General features: G+C 72.9%; 24 protein-coding genes. 13 read left to right on the top strand and 11 right to left on the bottom strand.

The window, feature by feature from the left end; all coding sequences use genetic code 11:
- Window positions 1–40 precede the first annotated feature (40 nt).
- From pgsA to ASG32_RS24890, 3 genes are all read left to right on the top strand, one after another.
- Window positions 41–640, top strand: a complete 600-nt coding sequence (gene pgsA / locus ASG32_RS24900) for a CDP-diacylglycerol--glycerol-3-phosphate 3-phosphatidyltransferase (RefSeq protein ID WP_020090647.1) — start codon at window positions 41–43, stop codon at window positions 638–640.
- Window positions 641–694: 54 nt separating this feature from the next.
- A complete protein-coding gene (gene moaD / locus ASG32_RS24895; RefSeq protein WP_020090648.1) occupies window positions 695–946 on the top strand; it encodes a molybdopterin converting factor subunit 1 in 252 nt (83 codons plus the stop codon).
- 216 nt (window positions 947–1162) lie between these two features.
- Complete coding sequence (locus ASG32_RS24890; RefSeq protein ID WP_020090649.1) at window positions 1163–1393, top strand: hypothetical protein; 231 nt, start codon at window positions 1163–1165, stop codon at window positions 1391–1393.
- Window positions 1394–1480: 87 nt separating this feature from the next.
- Here the strand turns inward: ASG32_RS24890 and ASG32_RS24885 are convergent, their stop codons facing one another.
- Window positions 1481–2257 (bottom strand): SDR family oxidoreductase, encoded by a 777-nt coding sequence (locus ASG32_RS24885; protein WP_056531719.1) that lies wholly within the window; start codon window positions 2255–2257, stop codon window positions 1481–1483.
- A 150-nt stretch (window positions 2258–2407) separates the two neighbouring features.
- Here ASG32_RS24885 and ASG32_RS24880 point away from each other — a divergent pair, with 150 nt between their 5' ends.
- Complete coding sequence (locus ASG32_RS24880) at window positions 2408–2821, top strand: flagellar biosynthesis repressor FlbT (RefSeq protein WP_056531717.1); 414 nt, start codon at window positions 2408–2410, stop codon at window positions 2819–2821.
- 13 nt (window positions 2822–2834) lie between these two features.
- Here the strand turns inward: ASG32_RS24880 and flaF are convergent, their stop codons facing one another.
- Window positions 2835–3206, bottom strand: a complete 372-nt coding sequence (gene flaF / locus ASG32_RS24875; protein ID WP_056531715.1) for a flagellar biosynthesis regulator FlaF — start codon at window positions 3204–3206, stop codon at window positions 2835–2837.
- 168 nt (window positions 3207–3374) lie between these two features.
- On the opposite strand from flaF, the gene ASG32_RS24870 reads away from it, so the two are divergent.
- Entirely contained in the window at window positions 3375–3617 is a 243-nt protein-coding gene (locus tag ASG32_RS24870; protein ID WP_056531713.1) for a hypothetical protein, read from the top strand.
- On the opposite strand, the gene ASG32_RS34600 is transcribed toward ASG32_RS24870, so the two are convergent.
- The 3 genes from ASG32_RS34600 to ASG32_RS24860 form a co-directional block, all read right to left on the bottom strand.
- Window positions 3618–3755: a hypothetical protein gene (locus tag ASG32_RS34600; protein WP_020090654.1), complete on the bottom strand. Its 138-nt coding sequence runs from the start codon at window positions 3753–3755 to the stop codon at window positions 3618–3620.
- A gap of 88 nt (window positions 3756–3843) precedes the next feature.
- A complete protein-coding gene (locus tag ASG32_RS24865) occupies window positions 3844–4167 on the bottom strand; it encodes a hypothetical protein (RefSeq protein ID WP_012322287.1) in 324 nt (107 codons plus the stop codon).
- Window positions 4168–4296: 129 nt separating this feature from the next.
- A complete protein-coding gene (locus tag ASG32_RS24860) occupies window positions 4297–4806 on the bottom strand; it encodes a hypothetical protein (protein WP_056531711.1) in 510 nt (169 codons plus the stop codon).
- Between the two features lie 196 nt (window positions 4807–5002).
- Here ASG32_RS24860 and ASG32_RS24855 point away from each other — a divergent pair, with 196 nt between their 5' ends.
- From ASG32_RS24855 to ASG32_RS24830, 6 genes are all read left to right on the top strand, one after another.
- On the top strand, window positions 5003–5722 hold the full coding sequence (locus ASG32_RS24855; protein ID WP_056531709.1) for a cytochrome c biogenesis protein CcdA: 720 nt from the start codon (window positions 5003–5005) through the stop codon (window positions 5720–5722).
- 84 nt (window positions 5723–5806) lie between these two features.
- Window positions 5807–6853 (top strand): selenide, water dikinase SelD, encoded by a 1047-nt coding sequence (selD, locus tag ASG32_RS24850; RefSeq protein ID WP_020090658.1) that lies wholly within the window; start codon window positions 5807–5809, stop codon window positions 6851–6853.
- Window positions 6854–6939: 86 nt separating this feature from the next.
- Window positions 6940–8916, top strand: a complete 1977-nt coding sequence (locus ASG32_RS24845) for a glycosyltransferase (protein WP_056531707.1) — start codon at window positions 6940–6942, stop codon at window positions 8914–8916.
- Entirely contained in the window at window positions 8913–10088 is a 1176-nt protein-coding gene (locus tag ASG32_RS24840; RefSeq protein WP_244492173.1) for a glycosyltransferase, read from the top strand. The genes ASG32_RS24845 and ASG32_RS24840 overlap by 4 nt, the downstream gene beginning before the upstream one ends.
- A gap of 280 nt (window positions 10089–10368) precedes the next feature.
- On the top strand, window positions 10369–11844 hold the full coding sequence (locus ASG32_RS24835) for a GumC family protein (protein WP_020090661.1): 1476 nt from the start codon (window positions 10369–10371) through the stop codon (window positions 11842–11844).
- Window positions 11837–12700: a WecB/TagA/CpsF family glycosyltransferase gene (locus ASG32_RS24830; protein WP_056531705.1), complete on the top strand. Its 864-nt coding sequence runs from the start codon at window positions 11837–11839 to the stop codon at window positions 12698–12700. The genes ASG32_RS24835 and ASG32_RS24830 overlap by 8 nt, the downstream gene beginning before the upstream one ends.
- Window positions 12701–12702: 2 nt before the next feature.
- On the opposite strand, the gene ASG32_RS24825 is transcribed toward ASG32_RS24830, so the two are convergent.
- The 5 genes from ASG32_RS24825 to ASG32_RS24805 all read right to left on the bottom strand — a co-directional run bounded on the left by ASG32_RS24825 (window position 12703) and on the right by ASG32_RS24805 (window position 16519).
- Window positions 12703–13278 carry an NUDIX hydrolase gene (locus tag ASG32_RS24825; protein ID WP_026604542.1) on the bottom strand — a complete coding sequence of 192 codons (576 nt, stop codon included), beginning with the start codon at window positions 13276–13278 and terminating at the stop codon, window positions 12703–12705.
- Between the two features lie 37 nt (window positions 13279–13315).
- The gene (locus ASG32_RS24820; RefSeq protein ID WP_020090664.1) at window positions 13316–13585 is read right to left on the bottom strand and encodes a sulfurtransferase TusA family protein; all 270 of its coding nucleotides are present in this window, start codon (window positions 13583–13585) and stop codon (window positions 13316–13318) included.
- Between the two features lie 77 nt (window positions 13586–13662).
- On the bottom strand, window positions 13663–14001 hold the full coding sequence (locus ASG32_RS24815; RefSeq protein ID WP_056531702.1) for a hypothetical protein: 339 nt from the start codon (window positions 13999–14001) through the stop codon (window positions 13663–13665).
- A gap of 98 nt (window positions 14002–14099) precedes the next feature.
- Entirely contained in the window at window positions 14100–15467 is a 1368-nt protein-coding gene (locus ASG32_RS24810) for a glutamate--cysteine ligase (RefSeq protein WP_056531700.1), read from the bottom strand.
- 299 nt (window positions 15468–15766) lie between these two features.
- Window positions 15767–16519 (bottom strand): 16S rRNA (uracil(1498)-N(3))-methyltransferase, encoded by a 753-nt coding sequence (locus ASG32_RS24805; protein WP_056531698.1) that lies wholly within the window; start codon window positions 16517–16519, stop codon window positions 15767–15769.
- Window positions 16520–16739: 220 nt separating this feature from the next.
- Between ASG32_RS24805 and ASG32_RS24800 the strand changes: the two genes are divergently transcribed.
- Both ASG32_RS24800 and ubiA read left to right on the top strand, forming a co-directional pair.
- The gene (locus tag ASG32_RS24800; protein WP_020090668.1) at window positions 16740–17219 is read left to right on the top strand and encodes a hypothetical protein; all 480 of its coding nucleotides are present in this window, start codon (window positions 16740–16742) and stop codon (window positions 17217–17219) included.
- 87 nt (window positions 17220–17306) lie between these two features.
- Window positions 17307–18254, top strand: a complete 948-nt coding sequence (gene ubiA / locus ASG32_RS24795) for a 4-hydroxybenzoate octaprenyltransferase (RefSeq protein WP_056531696.1) — start codon at window positions 17307–17309, stop codon at window positions 18252–18254.
- Between the two features lie 15 nt (window positions 18255–18269).
- Here the strand turns inward: ubiA and ASG32_RS24790 are convergent, their stop codons facing one another.
- On the bottom strand, window positions 18270–18725 hold the full coding sequence (locus ASG32_RS24790; RefSeq protein WP_056531694.1) for a DUF6101 family protein: 456 nt from the start codon (window positions 18723–18725) through the stop codon (window positions 18270–18272).
- Window positions 18726–19035: the final 310 nt, after the last annotated feature.

Below are 19035 nucleotides of genomic sequence, written 5' to 3'. Positions count from 1 at the left end.
GGCGTTGACGCCCGGGCCCCGCTCTGATTTCACCCCTCCGATGAACGCCGTCCTTCCCCGACGACGGTCGCCGGCCTGGACGCTCGCGAATTGCCTGACCTACGGGCGCCTCGTTGCCGTGCCGGTGATGGTCGCGCTGCTGTTCTGGCCCGAATCCCACACGGCGCGGTGGACGGCGCTGGGGGTGTTCGTCGCGGCCGCGATCACCGACTACCTCGACGGGTACGTCGCCCGCACCTACCACCAGAGCTCGGCGCTCGGCCGGATGCTCGATCCGATCGCCGACAAGCTCCTGGTCTCGGCGTGCCTGCTGATGCTGGCGGCGGACCACACCATCGTCGGCTCGAATATCTGGGCGGCCATCGTGATCCTGTGCCGCGAGGTGCTGGTCTCCGGCCTGCGCGAGTATCTGGCGGAGCTGAAGGTCGGCGTGCCGGTCAGCCGGATCGCGAAGTGGAAGACCACCGTGCAGCTCCTGGCCCTCGGCTTCCTGGTGGCCGGTCCGGCGGGCGAGACGGTGCTCCCGGGAACCGAGCCGATCGGCCTGACGCTCCTGTGGCTCGCCGCCGCGCTCACGCTCTGGACCGGGTGGGACTACATGCGGGCCGGGATCAAGCACGTCATCGACGATCCGCGCTGAGGGATCCGTCTCCGGGACGCGCGGTCCCTGCCCTGTCTCCGGTACGGTGATGCGATGAAGCTCGTCTATTTCGCCTGGGTCCGCGAGCGGATCGGCCGCTCCGAGGAGGAGCTGGCGCCGCCGCCGGAGGTCGCCACCGTCGCCGATCTCGTCGGTTGGCTCCGGGGCCGGGGCGAGGAATACGCCTACGCCTTCGAGGATGCCGGCGTCGTCCGCGCCGCGATCGACCGGGCCCACGCCAAGCCGGACGCGCCGATCGCGGGAGCCCGCGAGATCGCCTTCTTCCCGCCGATGACCGGCGGCTGAGACCCGGCCGCGCCGCGCACGTAGTTCGCCGGGGTTGCAACGGGTCGGCTTCCGCGGTCATTGGCGCCGTCGCTCCGGCTGCACCTCATGCCGAACGGCGCGCGGGCCGAGCCAAGTTCTCTACGGGTTCGGCCCGCCTCAGGACGCGACACGCCGCGGAACGCCCAAGCTGGCATTGCCGTTATCCGCTACCGAAATCGGTACTGGAGTTTCAGCATGCGCATGACCTTGCTCGCGACCGCCGCCCTGTTGAGCCTCGGCGCCGCCGCGCAGGCCCAGACCACGGTGATCGAGCGCGACCGCCCGGCCGTCGTCGTCGACCGCCCGGCCTCCGAGTCGAAGTCCGTGACCGTCCACGACCACGGCGACGGCTGCGTCACCAAGACGGTGCGCAAGGAGAACGACATGGGCGACTCGAAGACCGTCAAGAAGGAGACCTGCGACTGAGGCAGGGAAGCGGGCCGGGCCGGAGCGCCGTCGACGCCTCCGCCCGGCCGATCCTTTGCCCGGCCGCTTGGTTGCCCGGCGCCGGTCCTAGCGCCAGCCCGCGTCGATGAAGTACGCGTGGGCCGTACACATCCGGGCATCGTCCGAGGCCAGGAACAGGACCAGCGCGGCGACGTCGGCCGGCTGGATCCGACCGTCCAGGCACTGCGCGGCGACGATCTCCGCCTCGCCCTCCGGCGAGTACCATCGCTCCTGGCGGGGCGTCTGAACGTTGCCCGGCACGATCGCCGCCACCCGGATGTTGTCGCGGCCGAGGTCGCGGGCGAGCGCCCGGGTCATGCCCTCGATCGCCGCCTTGGCGGTCTGGTAGAGCGGCATCTCCGTCAGCCCGAGATGCCAGCTGATCGATCCGAAATTGAGGATCACGCCACCGCCGGCGCGGCGCATGGGTGGGACCGCCGCCTGGGCCGCGAAGAACAGGTGGCGCAGGTTCACCGCCATCCGGTCGTCCCAGTAGGCGGGCGTTACGTCCGCGAGAGCGTGGCGGTCGTCGTTGCCGGCATTGTTGATCAGGACGTCGAGCCCGCCGAGGGCCGTGTCGGCCTCGGCCACCAGCGCGCGGACCGCCTCGATATCGGTCAGGTCGCAGCGCCGGTAGAGCGGGGCGTGCGCGGCGCCGGGCGCGAGGCGCGCCACCACGGCGCGGGCCGCGTCGTCCGCGATATCGCAGAACAGGACGCGGGCGCCCTGCCCGACGAAGGCCTCCACCAGCCCCTCGCCGATGCCCGAGGCACCGCCGGTCACGAGGACGCGCTTGCCGGCGAGGCTGGGATACCGCGCGCGCTGATCGCCCTTCGCCGTCATCGATCCTCCTCGACGTGGCTCGCCCGGCCGGAATTTGTCCGAGTTTATCACCGTGGCCACCCGCGGCAACGGCGGCGCGGCCGTCCGAAATTCGCGAAACGTTAACGGTTCGCGAATGAGATCGCCGGGTCTTCTAGAAAGGAACACCCGATGCCCCTGCGCCTGGAACTCAAGCCGTTCGAGCGGCTGATCATCAACGGCGCGCTGCTCCGCAACGGCGACCGTCGCTCGACCTTCCTGATCGAGACGCAGTGCAAGTTCCTGCGCGAGAGCGAGATCATCACGGAGAGCGAGGCCGACACGGCCTGCAAGCGTCTCCACCTGACGCTGACGGTCATCTACCTCGCCGACGACCCGACGCAGGGCATCGACCTGTTCTTCCGGCAGGCCACGGATCTGCTGGGACTCGCGCCGGCCGCCGCCGGGCAGATCGCCGCGATCGCCCAGGCGGTGGAGGCCGGCGAGTATTACCGGTCGCTCAAGTTGAGCCGCAAGCTCGTCGAGTGGGAGGCGGCCGGCGCCGAATCGCCGGCCGAGGTGCCGGACGCCGCGGCGGCTCGCTGATCGGTACGCGGCGTCAGCCGGGATTGCCCTGCAGGCCGGCGGCGATGTGATTGTTGATCGACACGAGCGTGGCGATCTTCTCCGGCGTGGGAGCGATCATCGTGTCGATGCAGCTCTGGAGCACGAACACGCCCAGGCGTCCGACGCCCTGCTTCACGTCGGCGGGGAGCGGGTTCTCCGCGGACGTCGCCTCGGAGGTCAGCAGCGTCCAGACCCGCTGGTTGAACGACAGGGCCTCGTTGATGGGCCCGGCGTCGCCGCTGGCGAGCCCCTGGCTCGCGCCGATCAGCTTCTGCGCCGCCTTGAGCAGCACGGCGGATTCGGCTTCGCGGGGCGACAGCGCGCTGTGGGAGGTCTTGGCGTAGGCGTTGGCGGCGTAGTTCATCGGCGGTCCAGCCCCGTCGTCGGGCCTGCCACTGAGGCAAGCTAGCGCGTAGCTGTCGCAGATCAGGAGTTAAAAGCGCGTGAGCGCCGCATCCGCCATGATGCCGCCGGGTTGGTTATCGACGACGCTGTGCGGCCGAAAGGAACCGGCCCCCGGACCCCAACCCCGATGTTGAATTTCGTTCTCGGAACTGTTGCCGGCGGCCTGATCGCCTGCGTGCTGACCATCGCGGCGGCACGGCAACCCGAAGTGCAGTCCCGACTGGGCCTCGTGCCGGCGGCGCCGGCGACCCTGGCGGCGGTCACGAAACCGGCCGAACCCGATTGCGGCCGGAGGACGGAGCCGACCCCGAAGATCGGCTCCCAGGAGATGCTGTTCAACCGCCAGAGATTCTGGTCGGTCGCACCCTAATCAGAACGTGCCGATCAGCATGAGCAGCATCGTCGTGGCGACGGTGGTGCTGACGAAACCGCACAGGGCGGCCGCGAAGGACGGACCGGTGCGGGTGACGGTGGGCTCGATGTCGTTCGAGAGCGTGGCGGGGGTCATCGGCGCAGAACCTTCTCGGCGACCAGCGTCGCGCGTATCGGGGTGATGCTTCAGGAACGGGACGGCCGAGGTGCGATCGCGCACCCGGTCAGTCGCAGCGGTTGATTTTCTTGGCGATCCGCAGACCCCGCAGCTCGCTGCGGAGATCGATGGCCACGACGCCCTCTCCGCATCGCTCGAACGCGTCGCGGGCATCGTCGTAGCGGTCGCCCACCTCGTCGAGCGTGTCGCAGACGCGGTCATGGTTGCCCAGGCGGGCTTCCTGACGCGCCTGGAAGCGCAGGGCGTTCGCCTCGTCGACCTTGCGCTGGGCTTCGATGCAGGACGGCAGGGCCGACGCGGCGGAAGTCAGGGCGAGGCCTGCCAGGAGGCTGGCGAGGCAGCGGGTCAGAGTGACCGACTTGGCACTCACGGGAACACTCACACACGGTTTGTGATGGCAGATCCGCGGGCGGTCCTGCCGGGCTTCTCGGAGCGGCTCAGGTCCACTCCTTCTCTGTCCGCTGAAACAGTGAAGCTGACGTGAAAGTTCCGCCCCGAATCACCGCTTCCGGCGCAGTCGGGAGGTCAGGATTGCGGAGAGTGGCACAGGGGCCGCACCCATCGGATCGACGCCGACATCGTACTGCTTCGGCATCGGCTTGAGCTTCCCGTGGCTGTGGCCGTGGAGGTTCAGCGCGCCCCGGCTCATGCCGTTCCAGGTACGGAACGCGTAGTGGCAGAGCACCACCATCCGCCCCTCGACGGCGAGTTCCGCGTAGTGCCGGACCGACGCCCAGCCGGGCGCCGTGAGCGTGTCCGGCCCGTCGTTGTTGCCGGCGATCAGGTGCTTCTCGCCGTTCAGTCCGGCGAGGATCGCGCGGATCCGGTCACCGCTCGGGCCGAGGGCGAAATCGCCGAGGTGCCAGACCGTGTCGCCGGGCGCGACCGTCGCGTTCCAGGCCGCGATCAGGCCGGCATCGTGGGCCTCGAGATCCGGGTAGGGCCGGTGGTCGAAGCGCAGCGCCCGCGGATCGCCGAAATGCGTGTCGCCCGTGAAGAAGATGGTCACCGGTCCGCTCCGCCTCGCCTCAGCGCCTTCCTGTGCGCCTTCCTCGGCGCCTCGCCCGGCGACGCCGCCGGACTGCCGCCGAAAGCGGCGCGCGGCCGCGTTGTTCCCGCCGGCCCGCGTCTGCCTGGCGCGTTGACGGCCCGCGCGCCAGGGTCGAAGCCTCGTCGGGCGAGGCGCCAGCGGGAGGGCACGGGGCATGCTGGGAACGGTGGGGTTCGCGTTCCTGGCCGGCCTGCTCTCGGTGCTCTCGCCCTGCGTGCTGCCGCTGATCCCCATCGTGCTCGGCACGGCGGCGGCCGAGCATCGCCTGGGTCCGGTGGCTCTGGCGGCCGGCCTCGCCATCGCCTTCACGGCCATCGGGCTGTTCGTCGCGACGATCGGCTTCACCATCGGGCTCGACGGCGACGTGTTCCGGCGCGCCGGCGCGGTGCTCCTGGTGCTCCTGGGCGTCGTGCTGATGCTGCCGCGGCTCCAGGCACGGGTCGCGACGGCGGCCGGCCCGGTCGGCGCCTGGGCGGAGGATCGCTTCGGCGGCGTCGGTTCCGGGGGATTGCCCGGCCAGTTCGCCGTGGGCCTGCTGCTCGGCGCGGCCTGGAGCCCCTGCGTGGGACCGACCCTGGGGGCGGCCTCGCTCATGGCGGCGCGGGGCGAGCATCTCGGGGGCGTCGCCCTGACCATGCTGGCCTTCGGGATCGGCGCCGCGGCCCCGCTGATGCTCCTGGGCCTCGTCTCCCGCGAGGCGCTGCTGCGCTGGCGCGGCGGCCTCGCCGCGGCCGGCCGGGCCGCGAAGGCCGCGCTCGGCGCCGTGATGGTCGTGCTCGGCCTGCTGGTGCTGACGGGCCTCGACAAGCGGGTCGAGGCCGCGGCCGTCGCGGCCTCGCCGGACTGGCTCAACGCGGTGACGACGCGCTACTGACTCCGCGAAGACCCGGCGAAGACCCGGCGAAGACCCCGCGAAGACCCCGCGAAGACCCCAGGTTATCCGGAACGGAGTTCGGCCATGAGCGATGCCCCCCGCCTGACCAGTCTCGCCCACGGCGGCGGCTGCGGCTGCAAGCTCGACCCGGCCACCCTGCGCCAGCTCCTCGCCCAGCAGCCAGCGGCGGGCCCGTTCGAGCGGCTCCTCGTCGGCAACGAGACCGCGGACGACGCGGCGGTGTGGGAGCTGGAGGACGGCACCTGCCTCATCGCCACCACGGACTTCTTCACCCCGATGGTGGACGACCCCGTCGATTTCGGCCGGATCGCCGCGACGAACGCCATCTCGGACGTCTACGCCATGGGCGGCCGGCCGCTGTTCGCGCTGGCGATCCTCGGGATGCCGCTCGGCAAGATCGACCCCGAGGTGGTCGCGCGGATCCTGCGCGGCGGCGCGGAGCAATGCGCCGCGGCCGGCATCCCGGTGGCGGGCGGCCACTCGATCGACGCGCCGGAGCCGATCTACGGTCTGGCGGTGATCGGGACCTGCCGCCGCGAGGCGGTGCGGCGCAACGCCGACGCGGTGGCCGGGGACGCCGTCCTGCTCACCAAGGCTCTCGGGGTCGGGGTCTACTCGGCGGCGATCAAGCGGGCGACCCTCGACGAGGCCGGCTACCGCGACTTCATCGCGACCACGACGCTGCTCAACCGGATCGGGACCGATCTCGCCGCCGAGCCCGCCGTGCACGCCCTGACCGACGTGACCGGATTCGGCATCCTGGGGCACGGCCTGGAGATCGCCCGCGGCGCCGGCCTCACGCTCACCCTCGAGGCCGATGCCCTTCCCCTGCTGCCGCAGGCGGAGGCGCTGGCGCGCGCGGGCGCGGTCACCGGCGCCTCGCACCGCAACTGGGCGGCGTTCGGCGAGGCCGTGGACCTGCCGGCCGACTTCCCCGAGTGGCGCCGCCACCTCCTGACCGATCCGCAGACCTCGGGCGGGCTGCTGGTGACCTGCTCGGCCGACCGGGCCGACGCGATCCTGGCGCGCATCCGGGCGGCCGGCTACCCGGCGGCGGCCCGGATCGGCCGGATCGAGGCCGGCCCGGCGCGGATCCGCGTGGCGGCCTGACGGGCCGCCCGCCCCGAGAGGCAATCTTCAACCTTCCCGTCCACTCTGCCGCCCCGCACGAGACCCGAGCCGCCGCCAGAGCCGCCGTGACCGACGCCGCAGACATGTCACCGCCCGCCCACGGCGTCGCCGGCTGGCCGTTCGGGCGCAGCGCCGGCGCGCCGGCCCGTCCCGCGTCGCTCCCCGACGGGCGTCCGTGGCCGCGGGTCCGCGTCGTCACGGTGGCCGGCGCGGATGCCGCGCTCGCCGAGACCGTCGCGTCGGTCCTGCGCCAGGGCTACCCGGAACTGCGGCACGACCTGCTCGACCCGGCGGTCGGCCGCGCCGCGGCGGCGCGCATCCTGTCGGTTCCCGATCCGGAGCACCTGTTCTGGCTCCGCGCCGGCGACCTGCTCGCGCCCGGTGCGCTGACCGCCCTGGCGCTGGAGGCCGCGCTCACCGGCGCCGACGCGGTGGCGGGGCTGCGCGTCCTGTTCGACGACGCCGTCCGCGGCCTCGACGGCCCCGGGGCCGCGGACGGCGGGATCCTCTGGCGGCGGGACGCCCTCGCGCACGCGATCATCGACGCCGACGGGACGCTCGACGCCGCCTCCGCCTGGTCGGCGATCCCCGCCGATCGGCGGAGCCTGATCGGCCGCCCGATCCTGCTCCACAGGCTCGACGCGCCGCCGCCCCCGCCCGCCGCCGGCCTGTCGATCGTGTCGCTGACCGGGACCGGAACCCGTGGGGGCGCGGGCGTGGCCCAGCGCCGCCTCGCCGAGGCGCTGACGCTCGCGGGCCACCGGGTCGCGGAGGTGACGCTGAGCGGACGCCCGGAGGCCGCCGAGTGGCGCGACGACTTCCCGCAGGCGGAGGCCGCGGTCGCGGGGGCCGCCCCCGATCTCGTCCTCGCCGGCAACCTGCACGGCGCCACCCGCAGCCTCGACGTCGTCGGCCGCCTGGCGCGGCGCGGTCCGGTCGGCCTCGTGCTGCACGACCTCTTCCCCCTGACGGGCCGGTGCGCCCACCCCCGCGACTGCGGGCGCGCCGCCTCCGGCTGCGACGCCGCCTGCCCCGGCCCGGACGAGTACCCGGAGCTGGCGCCCGGCCGGATCGCCGGGATGCACGAGCGCAAGCGCGCGGTGCTCGCCGGCGCCGCGCCCGGATCCCCGACGCGACCCTCCGCGCCCTGGCTGCTGGCCAATTCCGACTGGACGCTGGCGCGGGCGCGCGAACTCGCCCCGCCCGGCAGCGTGATCGAGCCCGTGCGGCTGGCCTTCCCGACCGCCGTGTTCCGGCCCGGCGATCGCGCGGCGTTGCGCGGCACGCTCGGCCTGCCGGCCGACGACGTCCTGATCCTCGTCTCCTCGGTCATCGTCGACGGGCCCGACAAGGGCTTCGCCGATCTCCGGGCCGCGCTCCAGGCCGTGGCGGGCCCGGGCGTCGGCGTGGTGGCGGTCGGCCGGCTCGACGACCCGGCCCGGCTCGGCGTCGCGAACCTGTACGCGCCCGGCCTCATCGCCGACGAGGCGCTCCTGGCCGCGTGGTACGGGGCCTGCGACCTCCACGTCACCGCCAGCCGTCACGAGACCCTCGGGCAGACGCCGATCGAGGCCGGCCTGTGCGGGGTGCCGACGCTCGCCTACCGCACCTCCGGCCTGACCTCGGCCGTGATCGACGGCGTGTCGGGCCGCCTCGTACCGGTGCGGCCGGGCGCCCTCGCCGAGGCGCTGGGGGCGCTGGTCGGCGACAGCGAGGCGCGCGCGCGGCTCGGCGCCTTCGCGCGCATCGCCCTGGAGAGCCGCTACAGCCCGGCCGCCTCCGCGCTGTCGCTGGACGCGGTCTTCCGGCGTCACGGGCTGCCGAGCGCGCCGACGGGCCCGCGCTTCGCCCCCGGGATGCTCGGGCACTTCCCCTTCGCGGCGGACCTGCGGGCGGGCGCGGCCGGCACCGTCCCGGCGGTCTCGCGCCCGCTCGTGCGCCGGCTGCGGCGGGCCAAGCAGATGGTCTTCGGGCGTCGGATGCCGCTCCTCGTGCGCCGGTGCCTCTACCTCGCCGGCGCGCTGCGCCGGAGCCAGACGTGACGGCCCGCGGCGACAGGGCCGGCGAAACGGCGGGCGGCGTGGCCGGCGACGTGGCCGGCGACAATGCGGGCGGCGCGCGGGCGGCGCCGACTCGGCGGCGGATCTACCTCGATCAGACCCATCTGCGCGCCCACGTGACGGGGATCGAGCGAGTCACCCTCGACCTGTTCGCCCCGGACCGGCTCGCCCCGCACGCGGTGCGGCCGGTGACCGCGGGCTCCCTGCCCGGCATGGTCGCCGCGCAGCAGCTCGGCCTGCCGGCGCGGGCGCTGATGGATCGGGACGCCCTGTTCCTGTTCCCGGGCTTCCCGCCCGGGCCGCTCTGCGCCGTCGCGGCGTCGCGCTGCCTGCTCTACGTCCACGACACCTTCCTGCTCACGCGGACGGAGGATCTGAGCCTGCGCAGCCGGCTCTACATGAGCCCCAGCTTCGCCCTGGCCCTGCGCTGGTGCCCGAACCTGTTCGTCAACAGCCGCACCACCGGGGCGGACGTGCGCGCGCTCTGCGCCCCGCGCGCCCGCGTCGCCCTGCTGCGCCCCCCCGTCCGCGACGCCTTCGGGCTCGCGCACCTGCCGGGACCGGCTGCCTACGCGCCGGGCCGGCCGCTGCGCATCCTGGCCATCGGCACCATCGAGCCGCGCAAGAACTATCCGGCGACCCTCGCGCTGACGGCGGCGCTCATCCGTGCCGGTATCCCGGCGGAGCTCCACCTCGTCGGCCGGGTCGGCTGGGGACAGCACGCCTTCCTGGACGCACCGCCGCCGTTCCTGCACCGCCACGGGTACCTCGCCGACGCCGAGCTGCGCGCCCTCGCGGGGTCGTGCCACCTGCTGGTCTCCACCTCCAAGGCGGAGGGGCTCGGCCTGCCGCTGCTGGAGGTGCAGCACGGCGGCCTTCCGGTGGTGGCGCCCGACGACCCGGTGTTCCGGGAGGTCCTGGGGGCGTCGGCCCTGCTGATCCGGCCGGAGGAGCCCGACGCGGCCGCGGGCGCCCTCGCCGGCTGGATCCGCGACGGCGCCCTGCCCCGCGCCGCCGGAATGAGTCGGGCCAACGTCGCGCGCTGGAACGCGATCGCGGCCGAGGACGGCGCGCGCTTCCAGCGCTTCCTGGCCGGCGATCCCGCGGCTTACGATGCGCTGGAGTCAATTGTCGCACACGCGGGCACCGCCTGAGGCGGCCTGCGTAGTCCCCAACAAATCGGGAACTTTTCATGCTCGATTGTCGTGACAGTCAGGACTGCATCTGTAAGCGATTTCTGCCACCTTCCTGAAGCAAGTGCCGCATCGGGGCGACACTACTGGTCCGGTATGTTGATTGCTGGGCTCCCGAAGAAGGCAGCGCCTCGGGCGGGCACCTGTTCCAGATCGGCACGGAGCTGGTCACAAAGGGAACGGGCGACGGGGCGGGTGACGAGCGGCGGTCTCCGCCGAGGCAGGTCAGGGAGCGAGGCGTATGTTCGACTTCTCGACGCGGATGAGCGGCGAACGGCCCGTGCGGATGGTGCTGCCGCAGGTCGCACCGCCGACGGACGGCCGCGTGATCCTGCGGCGGCTGTGGCGCGGCAGCGGCTTCATCGTGCTGGGCGGCCTGTTCATGGTCGCCGTCGCGGTGGCGCTCCTCGGCCTGATCCCGCCCCGCTACACGTCGAGCATCCAGATCCTGGTGGATCCGAGCGACCTGCGCGTCGTCGAGAACGACGTGAACGCGCGCCAGCCCCAGGCCGACAGCGGCGTGTCGATCGCCGAGAGCCAGGTGCGGGTGATCCAGTCCGACAGCGTCCTGCGCCGGGTGATCGCCAAGCTCCACCTCGACCAGGACGACGAGTTCGTGCTGCCGGACGGCAACAACCCGACCCTCACCTGGATCAAGGGCGCGCTGGGCATGCTGCCCCCGCCGGCGAGCCGCGACCCGGTCTTCACGGCCCTCGACACGCTGCAGAACCGGCTCACTGTCCGGCGGGCCGAGCGGACCTTCGTGATCGACGTCTCCGTTCAGTCGCGCGATCCCGAGAAGGCCGCCCGCATCGCCAACGCCGTCGGCGACGCCTACTTCGCCGAGGAGGCCGCGGCCCGGACCGAGACCGCGCGGCGCGCCTCCGACGCCCTGGCGGGGCGGCTCAACAGCCTCAAGCGCGACGTCGAGCAGGCCGAGAGCGCCGTGGTGCGCTACCGCGAGGATCACAAGCTCGTGGCCGCCAGCGGCCGCCTGCTCACCGACCAGCAGCTCGGCGACCTGAACCAGCAGCTCGTCACCGCCTCCATCAAGACCGCGGAGGCCAAGTCGCGCCTCGATCAGGCGCGCCGGATGCGCTCGTCGGATCCCAGCACCGCCCTTCCCGAAATGCTGCAGAGCCTGGAGATGCAGGCCCTGCGGCAGCAATACGCCACGCTGTCCCGCAACACCGCGGAGCTCGCCACCCGCCTCGGCGAGCGCCACCCGGCCATGGCCGAGCAGTACGCCCAGCAGCGCGACCTGCAGCGCCTGATCCAGCGCGAGAAGGAGCGGATCATCGAGACGACCCAGAAGGATTACGACCGCGCCGCCGCGAGCGAGGCCGCGATCCGGGCCAATCTCGACCGGGTGAAGAACGAGACCGCGTCCAGCGACCGGGCCTATGTCGGCCTGCGCGAGCTGGAGCGGACCCTCGACGCCCGCCGCGGCATCTACGAGGCCTATCTGAAGCGCGCCCGCGAGGCGAGCGAGCAGGAGCGGCTCAACACCACCAACGTCCGGATCATCTCGGCCGCGGTCCCGGCGCGCCAGCGGACCTTCCCGCCCTCCCCCAAGATCGTCCTGCCGGTGGCGCTCGTCCTCGGCCTGCTGCTCGGCGGCGGCATCGCCCTGCTGCTCGGCGCCGACAGCGACCGTCGCCGCAGCCTGCGCGCCGCCACCCGGCCGGCCGCGAGCTTCCGGGCCGCCGATGCGTGACATCGGCGAGATCAGCCTCTACCTGGGCGCTAGGGATCCGGTCCTCGGGGAGGCACACACGGTGAGCGCCCCGGCCCCCGCGGCGTCCGGATCGCCGCAGACGGGCGCGACCGTCGAACTCTTCGGCTACCGGTTTCACACCGGTCCCGCCGCGACCCTCGTGGCCGACGTCGCGGCCCGGCGTGACGGCCGCCCGCGCATGATCGTGACGGCGAACGTCGATCACATCGTCCAGCTCAGCGAGAACGCGCCGTTCCGCGAGGCCTACGCGCGCGCCGCGGCCCGGACCCTCGACGGGATGCCGCTGGTCTGGCTGGCCCGGAAGGCGTGCGGCCAGCCCGTTCACCGGATAACCGGCCACGACCTCCTGGGCTGCGTCCTGGCCGACCCGCCGGCCTTCGCGCGGCGGGTCTTCTTCGTCTCCGCCCGACAGGACGCGGCGGACGCGCTGGCGACCCGGCTGCAGGCGGCGGGCCTTCCGCCCGGCGCCGTGACGAGCGCCGTGCCACCCTTCGGCTTCGAGCACGACGCGGCCTACAGCCGCGCCCTGGCGGAGCGGATCCGCGCCCACGGGACGACGCTGCTCGTGATGGGCGTCGGCGCGCCCAAATCCGAGATCTGGGTGGATCGCCACGGCCAGACGCTCGGCGAGCCGGTGGTCTTCTGCGTCGGCGACGCCCTCAACGTCGCTGCCGGGTTCCTGCCGCGCGCCCCGCGGCTGATGCAGCGCCTCGGGCTCGAGTGGATCTACCGGTTCCTGCAGGCGCCGCGCCGGCTGTTCCGGCGCTACTTCATCAAGTCGTGGCGCTTCATCGGCCTCGCCGCGCGCGACCAGTTCCGGCGGCGCGCCGGCTGACCTCAGCGCCGTTCCGCGAACAGGTCCGGCCGTCGCAATTGGAGCGCGAAGAGCAGCGTCAGCGACTTCATGTCGGTGATCGCGCCGCGGCGGCCCATGGCGGCCAGCTCCGGCAGCGGGATCTCGTGGACCGCGACGGCCTCGCCCTCGGCGGCGAGACCGCCGCCGGTGCCGGTCCGGTCGGCCTCGCCGTAGGCGGCGAGGAACAGGTCCATCCGCTCCGTGGAGATCCCCGGCATCGACCAGGCGCTGGCGACGAAGTCGAGGGCGCTGAGGCGCAGGCCCGTCTCCTCCATCGCCTCGCGCCGCGCCTCGTCCTCGGAGGCGCCCTCGTCGAGGAGGCCGGCCGGCACCTCGATGTGGCTCGGCGGCCCGCCCGAGTAGAGGACCGGCGCCCGGAATTGCGAGACGAGCGTGGCGACCCGCCGCTCCGGATCGTAGGGGAGCACCGCGACCGCCCGGCCGTGATCCTCCATCTCCCGGGTGATGCGGCTCCCGTCCTCCTGCATCACCTCGGCGACGAGGTAGCGCGCCCAGCCGTCATGTACGAGGCGCACGCCCCCGATCCGTGGTGCCATTCCGATCTCGCCCTGCTCCTGGCGCCCGACGGATCGTTCAGGAATGCGGCGGCCTTGCGGACACGGTGATGCGGAAGCGCAAGCGCCCCGCGGGCGGCCCCTCCAGGCGCTCGGCGGCGTCGAGGCGGGCGCCCTCCTCGCGCACGAGGTTCGGGATGTCGAGGGCGGCCAGGGGGTCGGTGCAGGTCACCACCAGCGTCCGGCCGGCGGCGAGGCCGCGCAGCGCCTTGCGGGTGCGCAGGACCGGGAGCGGGCATTTCAGGCCGCTCAGGTCGAGGTCGACGCAGTCCGGATCCTCGTCCCGCACGCCGGAAGCTCCCGAACCGGCGCGGATGCCGGCCCGGCGGTCTTAGGCACCGCGGCGGCCCGGCGCCAGCGGCGTCCTCACCACACGTGATAGCCGAAGGCGGGTCCGGAATAGCTGTCCGGCGCCGTCCAGACATAGCGGGGACCGTTGTAGCCGTACTCGAAGCCGCGGCTCGGGACCGGCGCGTAGGCGTAACCGTAGCCGAACGGCGCGGGATAGCCGTACTCGCCGTAGTAGCTGTACTGCGGCCGCCCCCGCGCCGCCACGGTGCCGGCGATCCGGCCGGCCCCGTGATGCCAGCGCCCCAGGGCCGGCCCAGCGCCCTCCAACCGCGCCAGGTCGGCCGCTCGCGCCGTGCTCAAGGCCACCGGAACGGAAGCCATACCGGCGAGGATGACGGCGATGATGCGGATCATGATGCAGCCTCTCCCCGGGCGTCGCGCCCTGTCGGAACGTTCCATTAGCACGTTCCAACGGCGATTCGCGCGGGCTGCGTGAGCCGCTCAGCCGGGTGCTAGAAGACGCATTCCGTGAAGGCCGGACGCACGCAGGCGCCCCAGCGACCCTCGTAGTCGGCGAGGAGATCCTCGGCCCGCGTGCGCCCGGCCGCGACGACGGCCTCGAGCGGCTGCAGGTAGATCACCTCGTCCCGGCCCTCGGCGTCGCGGCGGCCCCGGGCCCGGAGGCCCGCGCGGGCGATCGCCAGGGCCTCGGCGGCGACGGCCCCGAGCGTGGTATTGGCCACCGGCGTCGCGAGCCCCAGGCGCGGCGCCGTGGCGCGCGCGGCCTCGCGGTTGGCGAGGCTCCACCCCTTCACGAGGTCGAGGGCCGCGTCGAGGGCCGAGTCGTCGTAGAGGAGACCGGTCCAGAAGGCGGCCTGGGCGGCGATCATGCCGGGGCCGCCGACATCGGCGCCGCGCATCTCCAGGAAGCGCTTGAGCCGCACCTCGGGGAAGGCCGTGGAGGCGTGGTTGGCCCAGTCCGAGACCGTGGCGAACTCGCCCGGCAGCTGGGGGAGCTTGCCGGCCATCAGGTCGCGGAACGAGGCGCCCGACACGTCGTGGTAGGTGTCGCCCCGCTTGACGAAGTACATCGGCATGTCGAGCAGCCAGTCGACGTAGGCCTCGTAGCCGAACCCCGCGTCGAAGGCGAAGGGCAGCATCCCGGTCCGGTGGGCATCCGTGTCGCGCCAGATCTCGGACCGGCGCGACAGGAAGCCGTTCGGCCGGCCGTCGGTGAAGGGCGAGTTGGCGAAGAGCGCGGTCGCGACCGGCTGCAGCGCCAGGGACGCGCGCATCTTGCGCACCATGTCGGCCTCGGAGGCGAAGTCGAGGTTCACCTGCACGGTGGCGGTGCGCAGCATCATGTCGAGACCGAGGGACCCGACCTTCGGCATGTAGCCGGCCATGATCCGGTAGCGGCTCTTGGGCATGACCGGGGTCTCGTCCCGGCGCCATTTCGGGCTCATGCCCAGCGTCAGGAAGCCGATGCCCAGGGGATCGGCCACCCGCTTCGCCGCGGCGAGGTGCGTGGCGAGTTCCGCCGCCGTGGCGTGCACGTCTGGAAGCGCCGCACCGGACAGCTCGAACTGGCCGCCGGGCTCGATCGAGATCGCGCCGCCCGCCTCCGCCGACAGGCCGATGATGTTGCCGAGATCGAGGATCGGCTCCCAGCCGGTCTCGCGGGCGAGTCCCTCCAGGAGCGCCCGGATGCCGCGGTCCCCCTCGTAGGGGACCGGCGCCCGGGTCTCCCGATAGAACGGGATCTTCTCGTGCTCGGTGCCGATCGCGAAGCGCGCGCGCGGCTTCTCGCCCGCCGCGAACCATTCGATCAGTTCGGCGCGCGTGGTGAGCGGCGTGGTGTCGTTGCTGTCGCGCGCCATGCGCTGCCTGCCCGTGCGTCTGACGTGTGCCTGGGAACGGGCGCACCGGACTGCTCCGGCGGATCCACCCGGTACGAACCCGCTCTCGCGAGCGCGAGCGGGATCCGGGCGGACACCCGCCCCCGACCCCGATGAGCACGCGGCGCAGGCGGCGTCCGATCCGGGACATAATCGAGCCGCCGTGAACCCACAACGCGGCGGTCTCGACCGGCGCGCCGCTTCACGTCTGATCCGGGGAAACAATCGACCGGCGCGGTCCTTCCATGTGCGCGGGCACACATGGATCGGGGCGGCGCGCGTCAGCGCGCGTCGCCGAGCACCGCCTGCACCAGCGTCAGCACGGCGACGGCGGCGGTGTCGGCCCGCAGGATGCGCGGCCCCAGGGAGAGCGCCACGGTGTTCGGCCGCGCCCGGATCAGCGCCCGCTCCTCCTCGGAGAAGCCGCCTTCGGGACCGACCAGCACGGCGAGCGGAGGGGGCGCCAGCGGGTCGCCGGCCGCCCGCAGGGCCGCCACCGGGTCGCGCACGGGCGCGTCCTCGTCGCAGAACACGAGGAGCCGCCCGGGCGCGAGGCCCGCGAGCGCGGCCGGCAGGCGCTCGGGCTCCGGACAATCGGGAATCGCCAGGATCCCGCACTGCTCGGCGGCCTCGACCGCGTTGGCCCGCAGCCGGTCCATGTTCACGCGATCGCCCTGCGTGAACCGGGTGATGACCGGTCGGATCGTACCGGCCCCCATCTCCACCGCCTTCTGCGCGAGATAGTCGAGGCGCGCGCTCTTCAGCGGGGCGAACAGGTAGTGAAGGTCGGCGCCCGCGGGCTGCGGACGCGTCTGCGCGGCGACGTGCAGGTCGGCGCCCTTGCGCCCGGTCTGGACCAGATGGGCGCGCCACTCGCCGTGGCGGCCGTTGAAGACCAGGACCGGATCGTCCGGCCCCCGGCGCAGCACGTTGAGCAGGTAGTTCGCCTGAGCCCGGTCGAGAGGCAGAATCACCCCCGCCGCGAGATCGGCCGCGACGTGGAGGCGCGGAGCGGTGAAGTCATAGGCCGGCATGGCGGCGTGGTCGCGCGGGCCGGCGGGCCTGTCAACGCGGGGACCACGACCGAAAGTGTTGCCGAATGGTTACGAGCCCCGGTTTTCGGCAGCCAGTCCACCGGTGCATGGCGCAGCCGGTTTGCCGCTCGAATGACGCCACAATCCTATGGCGAACCCAACGGAACGGAAGAGAGCCGGCCGCTCGCGGATTCGGCAGGGGCGTCGAGGGAGTCGCGGAATGGCGAAGGGGAGTCTGAAGCTGGGGGCGGCGGTGCTGGTCGGCACCGTCCTGTTCGGCACGGCGGCGTTCGCGCAGAGCGCGGCACCGGAATGCGGTGCCATCCAGAAGACCCTGGCCGAGCGCAAGGCTCTGGTCGGCCGCGCCAATGCGGCGTCGCAGTCCAAGAAGAAGATGACCCCGCAGGAGGCCTGCGCCCTGTTCGGGAAGCTCCAGTCCAACGGCGCGGAGGGCATCAAGTGGATCGCCGCCAACAAGGAATGGTGCTCGATCCCCGATTCCTTCGCCGAGGGCTTCAAGGCCGACCACGTGAAGGTCAGCGGCATCCGCACCAAGATCTGCAGCGTCGCCGCCCAGGCGACCAAGATGGAGGCGCAGGCCCGCGCCCAGGCGCAGGCCCAGGCGGGTGGCGGCGGCGGCGGGCTGCTCGGCGGCCCGGGCTTGACCGGAAGCTTCAAGCTGCCGCAGGGCGCTCTCTGAGATCGTCTGAGAGGATCGCGGATCCGGCGCGGGTCCCCCTCGGCAGCGGCGGGGGACTCACGTGCGGGACGACCGGAGATCCGACCGATGAACGGCACGGTGTTTGACGACGGGCGGCCGGCCGACGCGGTCTCCGGGCACTGGGTCGACCGGCGGGCGCCCCGGCCCTGGCGCCCGTACCTGCGCCTGGCCCGGATCGACCGGCCGATCGGCTGGTGGCTCCTCCTCCTGCCCTGCTGGTGGTCGGCCGCCCTGGCGGCGATCGCCGCGGACCAGGCCTTTCCCGACCCCTGGCACTGCCTGCTCTTCCTGATCGGCGCCGTGGCGATGCGCGGGGCGGGCTCAACCTACAACGACATCGCCGACCGCGATCTCGACGCGCAGGTCGAGCGCACGCGCCTGCGCCCCCTGCCCTCGGGCCAGGTGCGGCCGCGCCACGCCGCCCTGTTCCTGGTGATCCAGGCCCTGATCGGGCTGGCCGTCCTGCTGCAGTTCAACGCGGAGGCGGTGATCATCGGTCTCTGCTCGCTGCTGCCGGTGGCGATCTACCCGTTCATGAAACGGGTCATGCCGCTGCCGCAGGCGATCCTGGGACTGGCCTTCGCCTGGGGGGCTCTGATGGGCTGGGCCGCGGTGTTCGCCCGCCTCGATCCGCCGGCGCTCCTGCTCTACGCGGGCGCCCTGTGCTGGGTGATCGGCTACGACACGATCTACGCGGTGCAGGATATCGAGGACGACGAGATCGCGGGGATCCGCTCCTCGGCCCGCCTGTTCGGCCGGCACATGCGGCTCGCCGTCGGGCTCTGCTACGCGCTGGCCGCCCTGTTCGTGGTGCTGGCCGCGCGCGGGGCCGGAGCGGGGCTCGTCGGGTATCTGGGGGTCGCCGCCTTCGCCGGGCACCTCGCCTGGCAGGTCCTGTCGCTGCGCGAGCGCGACGGGCGCGGGGCTCTCACGCTGTTCCGGTCGAACCGGGATGCGGGCCTGATCCTGTTCGTCGGCCTCACCGCCGACGCGCTGCTGCGCAACTTGTTCTAGGGGCCGTCGGCACCCTCAGGTGCGGGCGATGATCTCGTTCTCGCCGCGGAAGATCTGCGGGCGCGCGGGGAGCCGGCCGGTCTTGCGGCGGGCCAGGAAGCGCGGGCGACGGCGGCCGAGACCGGCGTGGCGGCGACGGATGCGGACCTGACCGAGAATCAGCCGGCCGATCTGCTGGGAGACCGGGACGAGGAGGCCGTCCTCCCGGACGATCATCCGCACGAGGCCCGCCCGCGCCGCGATGTCGCGCCACAACGCGACCACATCGTCCTCCTCGAAGCTGCCGAGGCGCTGCAGCACGTCGCCTTCGGCGTCGACGAGGATCAGGCTGAACCGGTCGGCGCCCACGATCTCCGCGTCCTCGGTGGCGTAGGCGAGCGCGATCCCGACGGCCCGGCGCGCGCCGGGGGCGCGGCCGATCACCGGCAGCGGCGAAGCGACGAAGCGGGGCGCGGTGTCGGCACCGTGCATCGGGTGTCCTGCGTGGCTTTTGTCCGTGGCCGGGGAAGTGTTCATCGGTCCGAGTCCCTGGAGCAAGTGGCGACCCCTGTCGGGCCGTCCGTTATGCCAAGCAAAATCGCACCCGAACTCCTCCGCACCGCTTAAGAGCCGTCGTTAAGCGAATCTGGACAGCGCTGTCATTTGCGGAATGCTCAATGCTTCCTTGAATGCTCAACGTTTCCTTGCGCAGATCGGTCGTTATCGATCGATGAACCAGCATCCTTGTGGCGCTGCGGGCGCCGCCGTACAACGGGGCGACCGGGCGCGCGATCCTCCGCGC

Source organism: Methylobacterium sp. Leaf361, from assembly GCF_001424445.1.
In the GTDB taxonomy this organism is placed as follows: Bacteria; Pseudomonadota; Alphaproteobacteria; order Rhizobiales; family Beijerinckiaceae; genus Methylobacterium.
The sequence above is the reverse complement of the archived record's forward strand: the minus strand, read 5'-3'. Positions and strand labels throughout refer to the sequence as shown.

Coding starts and splice junctions, on each gene's coding strand:
- pgsA (WP_020090647.1), top strand. CDS start 41: ATGAACGCCGTCCTTCCCCGACGACGGTCGCCGGCCTGGACGCTCGCG.
- moaD (WP_020090648.1), top strand. CDS start 695: ATGAAGCTCGTCTATTTCGCCTGGGTCCGCGAGCGGATCGGCCGCTCC.
- ASG32_RS24890 (WP_020090649.1), top strand. CDS start 1,163: ATGCGCATGACCTTGCTCGCGACCGCCGCCCTGTTGAGCCTCGGCGCC.
- ASG32_RS24885 (WP_056531719.1), bottom strand. CDS start 2,257: ATGACGGCGAAGGGCGATCAGCGCGCGCGGTATCCCAGCCTCGCCGGC.
- ASG32_RS24880 (WP_056531717.1), top strand. CDS start 2,408: ATGCCCCTGCGCCTGGAACTCAAGCCGTTCGAGCGGCTGATCATCAAC.
- flaF (WP_056531715.1), bottom strand. CDS start 3,206: ATGAACTACGCCGCCAACGCCTACGCCAAGACCTCCCACAGCGCGCTG.
- ASG32_RS24870 (WP_056531713.1), top strand. CDS start 3,375: ATGTTGAATTTCGTTCTCGGAACTGTTGCCGGCGGCCTGATCGCCTGC.
- ASG32_RS34600 (WP_020090654.1), bottom strand. CDS start 3,755: ATGACCCCCGCCACGCTCTCGAACGACATCGAGCCCACCGTCACCCGC.
- ASG32_RS24855 (WP_056531709.1), top strand. CDS start 5,003: ATGCTGGGAACGGTGGGGTTCGCGTTCCTGGCCGGCCTGCTCTCGGTG.
- selD (WP_020090658.1), top strand. CDS start 5,807: ATGAGCGATGCCCCCCGCCTGACCAGTCTCGCCCACGGCGGCGGCTGC.
- ASG32_RS24835 (WP_020090661.1), top strand. CDS start 10,369: ATGTTCGACTTCTCGACGCGGATGAGCGGCGAACGGCCCGTGCGGATG.
- ASG32_RS24830 (WP_056531705.1), top strand. CDS start 11,837: ATGCGTGACATCGGCGAGATCAGCCTCTACCTGGGCGCTAGGGATCCG.
- ASG32_RS24825 (WP_026604542.1), bottom strand. CDS start 13,278: ATGGCACCACGGATCGGGGGCGTGCGCCTCGTACATGACGGCTGGGCG.
- ASG32_RS24815 (WP_056531702.1), bottom strand. CDS start 14,001: ATGATCCGCATCATCGCCGTCATCCTCGCCGGTATGGCTTCCGTTCCG.
- ASG32_RS24810 (WP_056531700.1), bottom strand. CDS start 15,467: ATGGCGCGCGACAGCAACGACACCACGCCGCTCACCACGCGCGCCGAA.
- ASG32_RS24805 (WP_056531698.1), bottom strand. CDS start 16,519: ATGCCGGCCTATGACTTCACCGCTCCGCGCCTCCACGTCGCGGCCGAT.
- ASG32_RS24800 (WP_020090668.1), top strand. CDS start 16,740: ATGGCGAAGGGGAGTCTGAAGCTGGGGGCGGCGGTGCTGGTCGGCACC.
- ubiA (WP_056531696.1), top strand. CDS start 17,307: ATGAACGGCACGGTGTTTGACGACGGGCGGCCGGCCGACGCGGTCTCC.
- ASG32_RS24790 (WP_056531694.1), bottom strand. CDS start 18,725: ATGCACGGTGCCGACACCGCGCCCCGCTTCGTCGCTTCGCCGCTGCCG.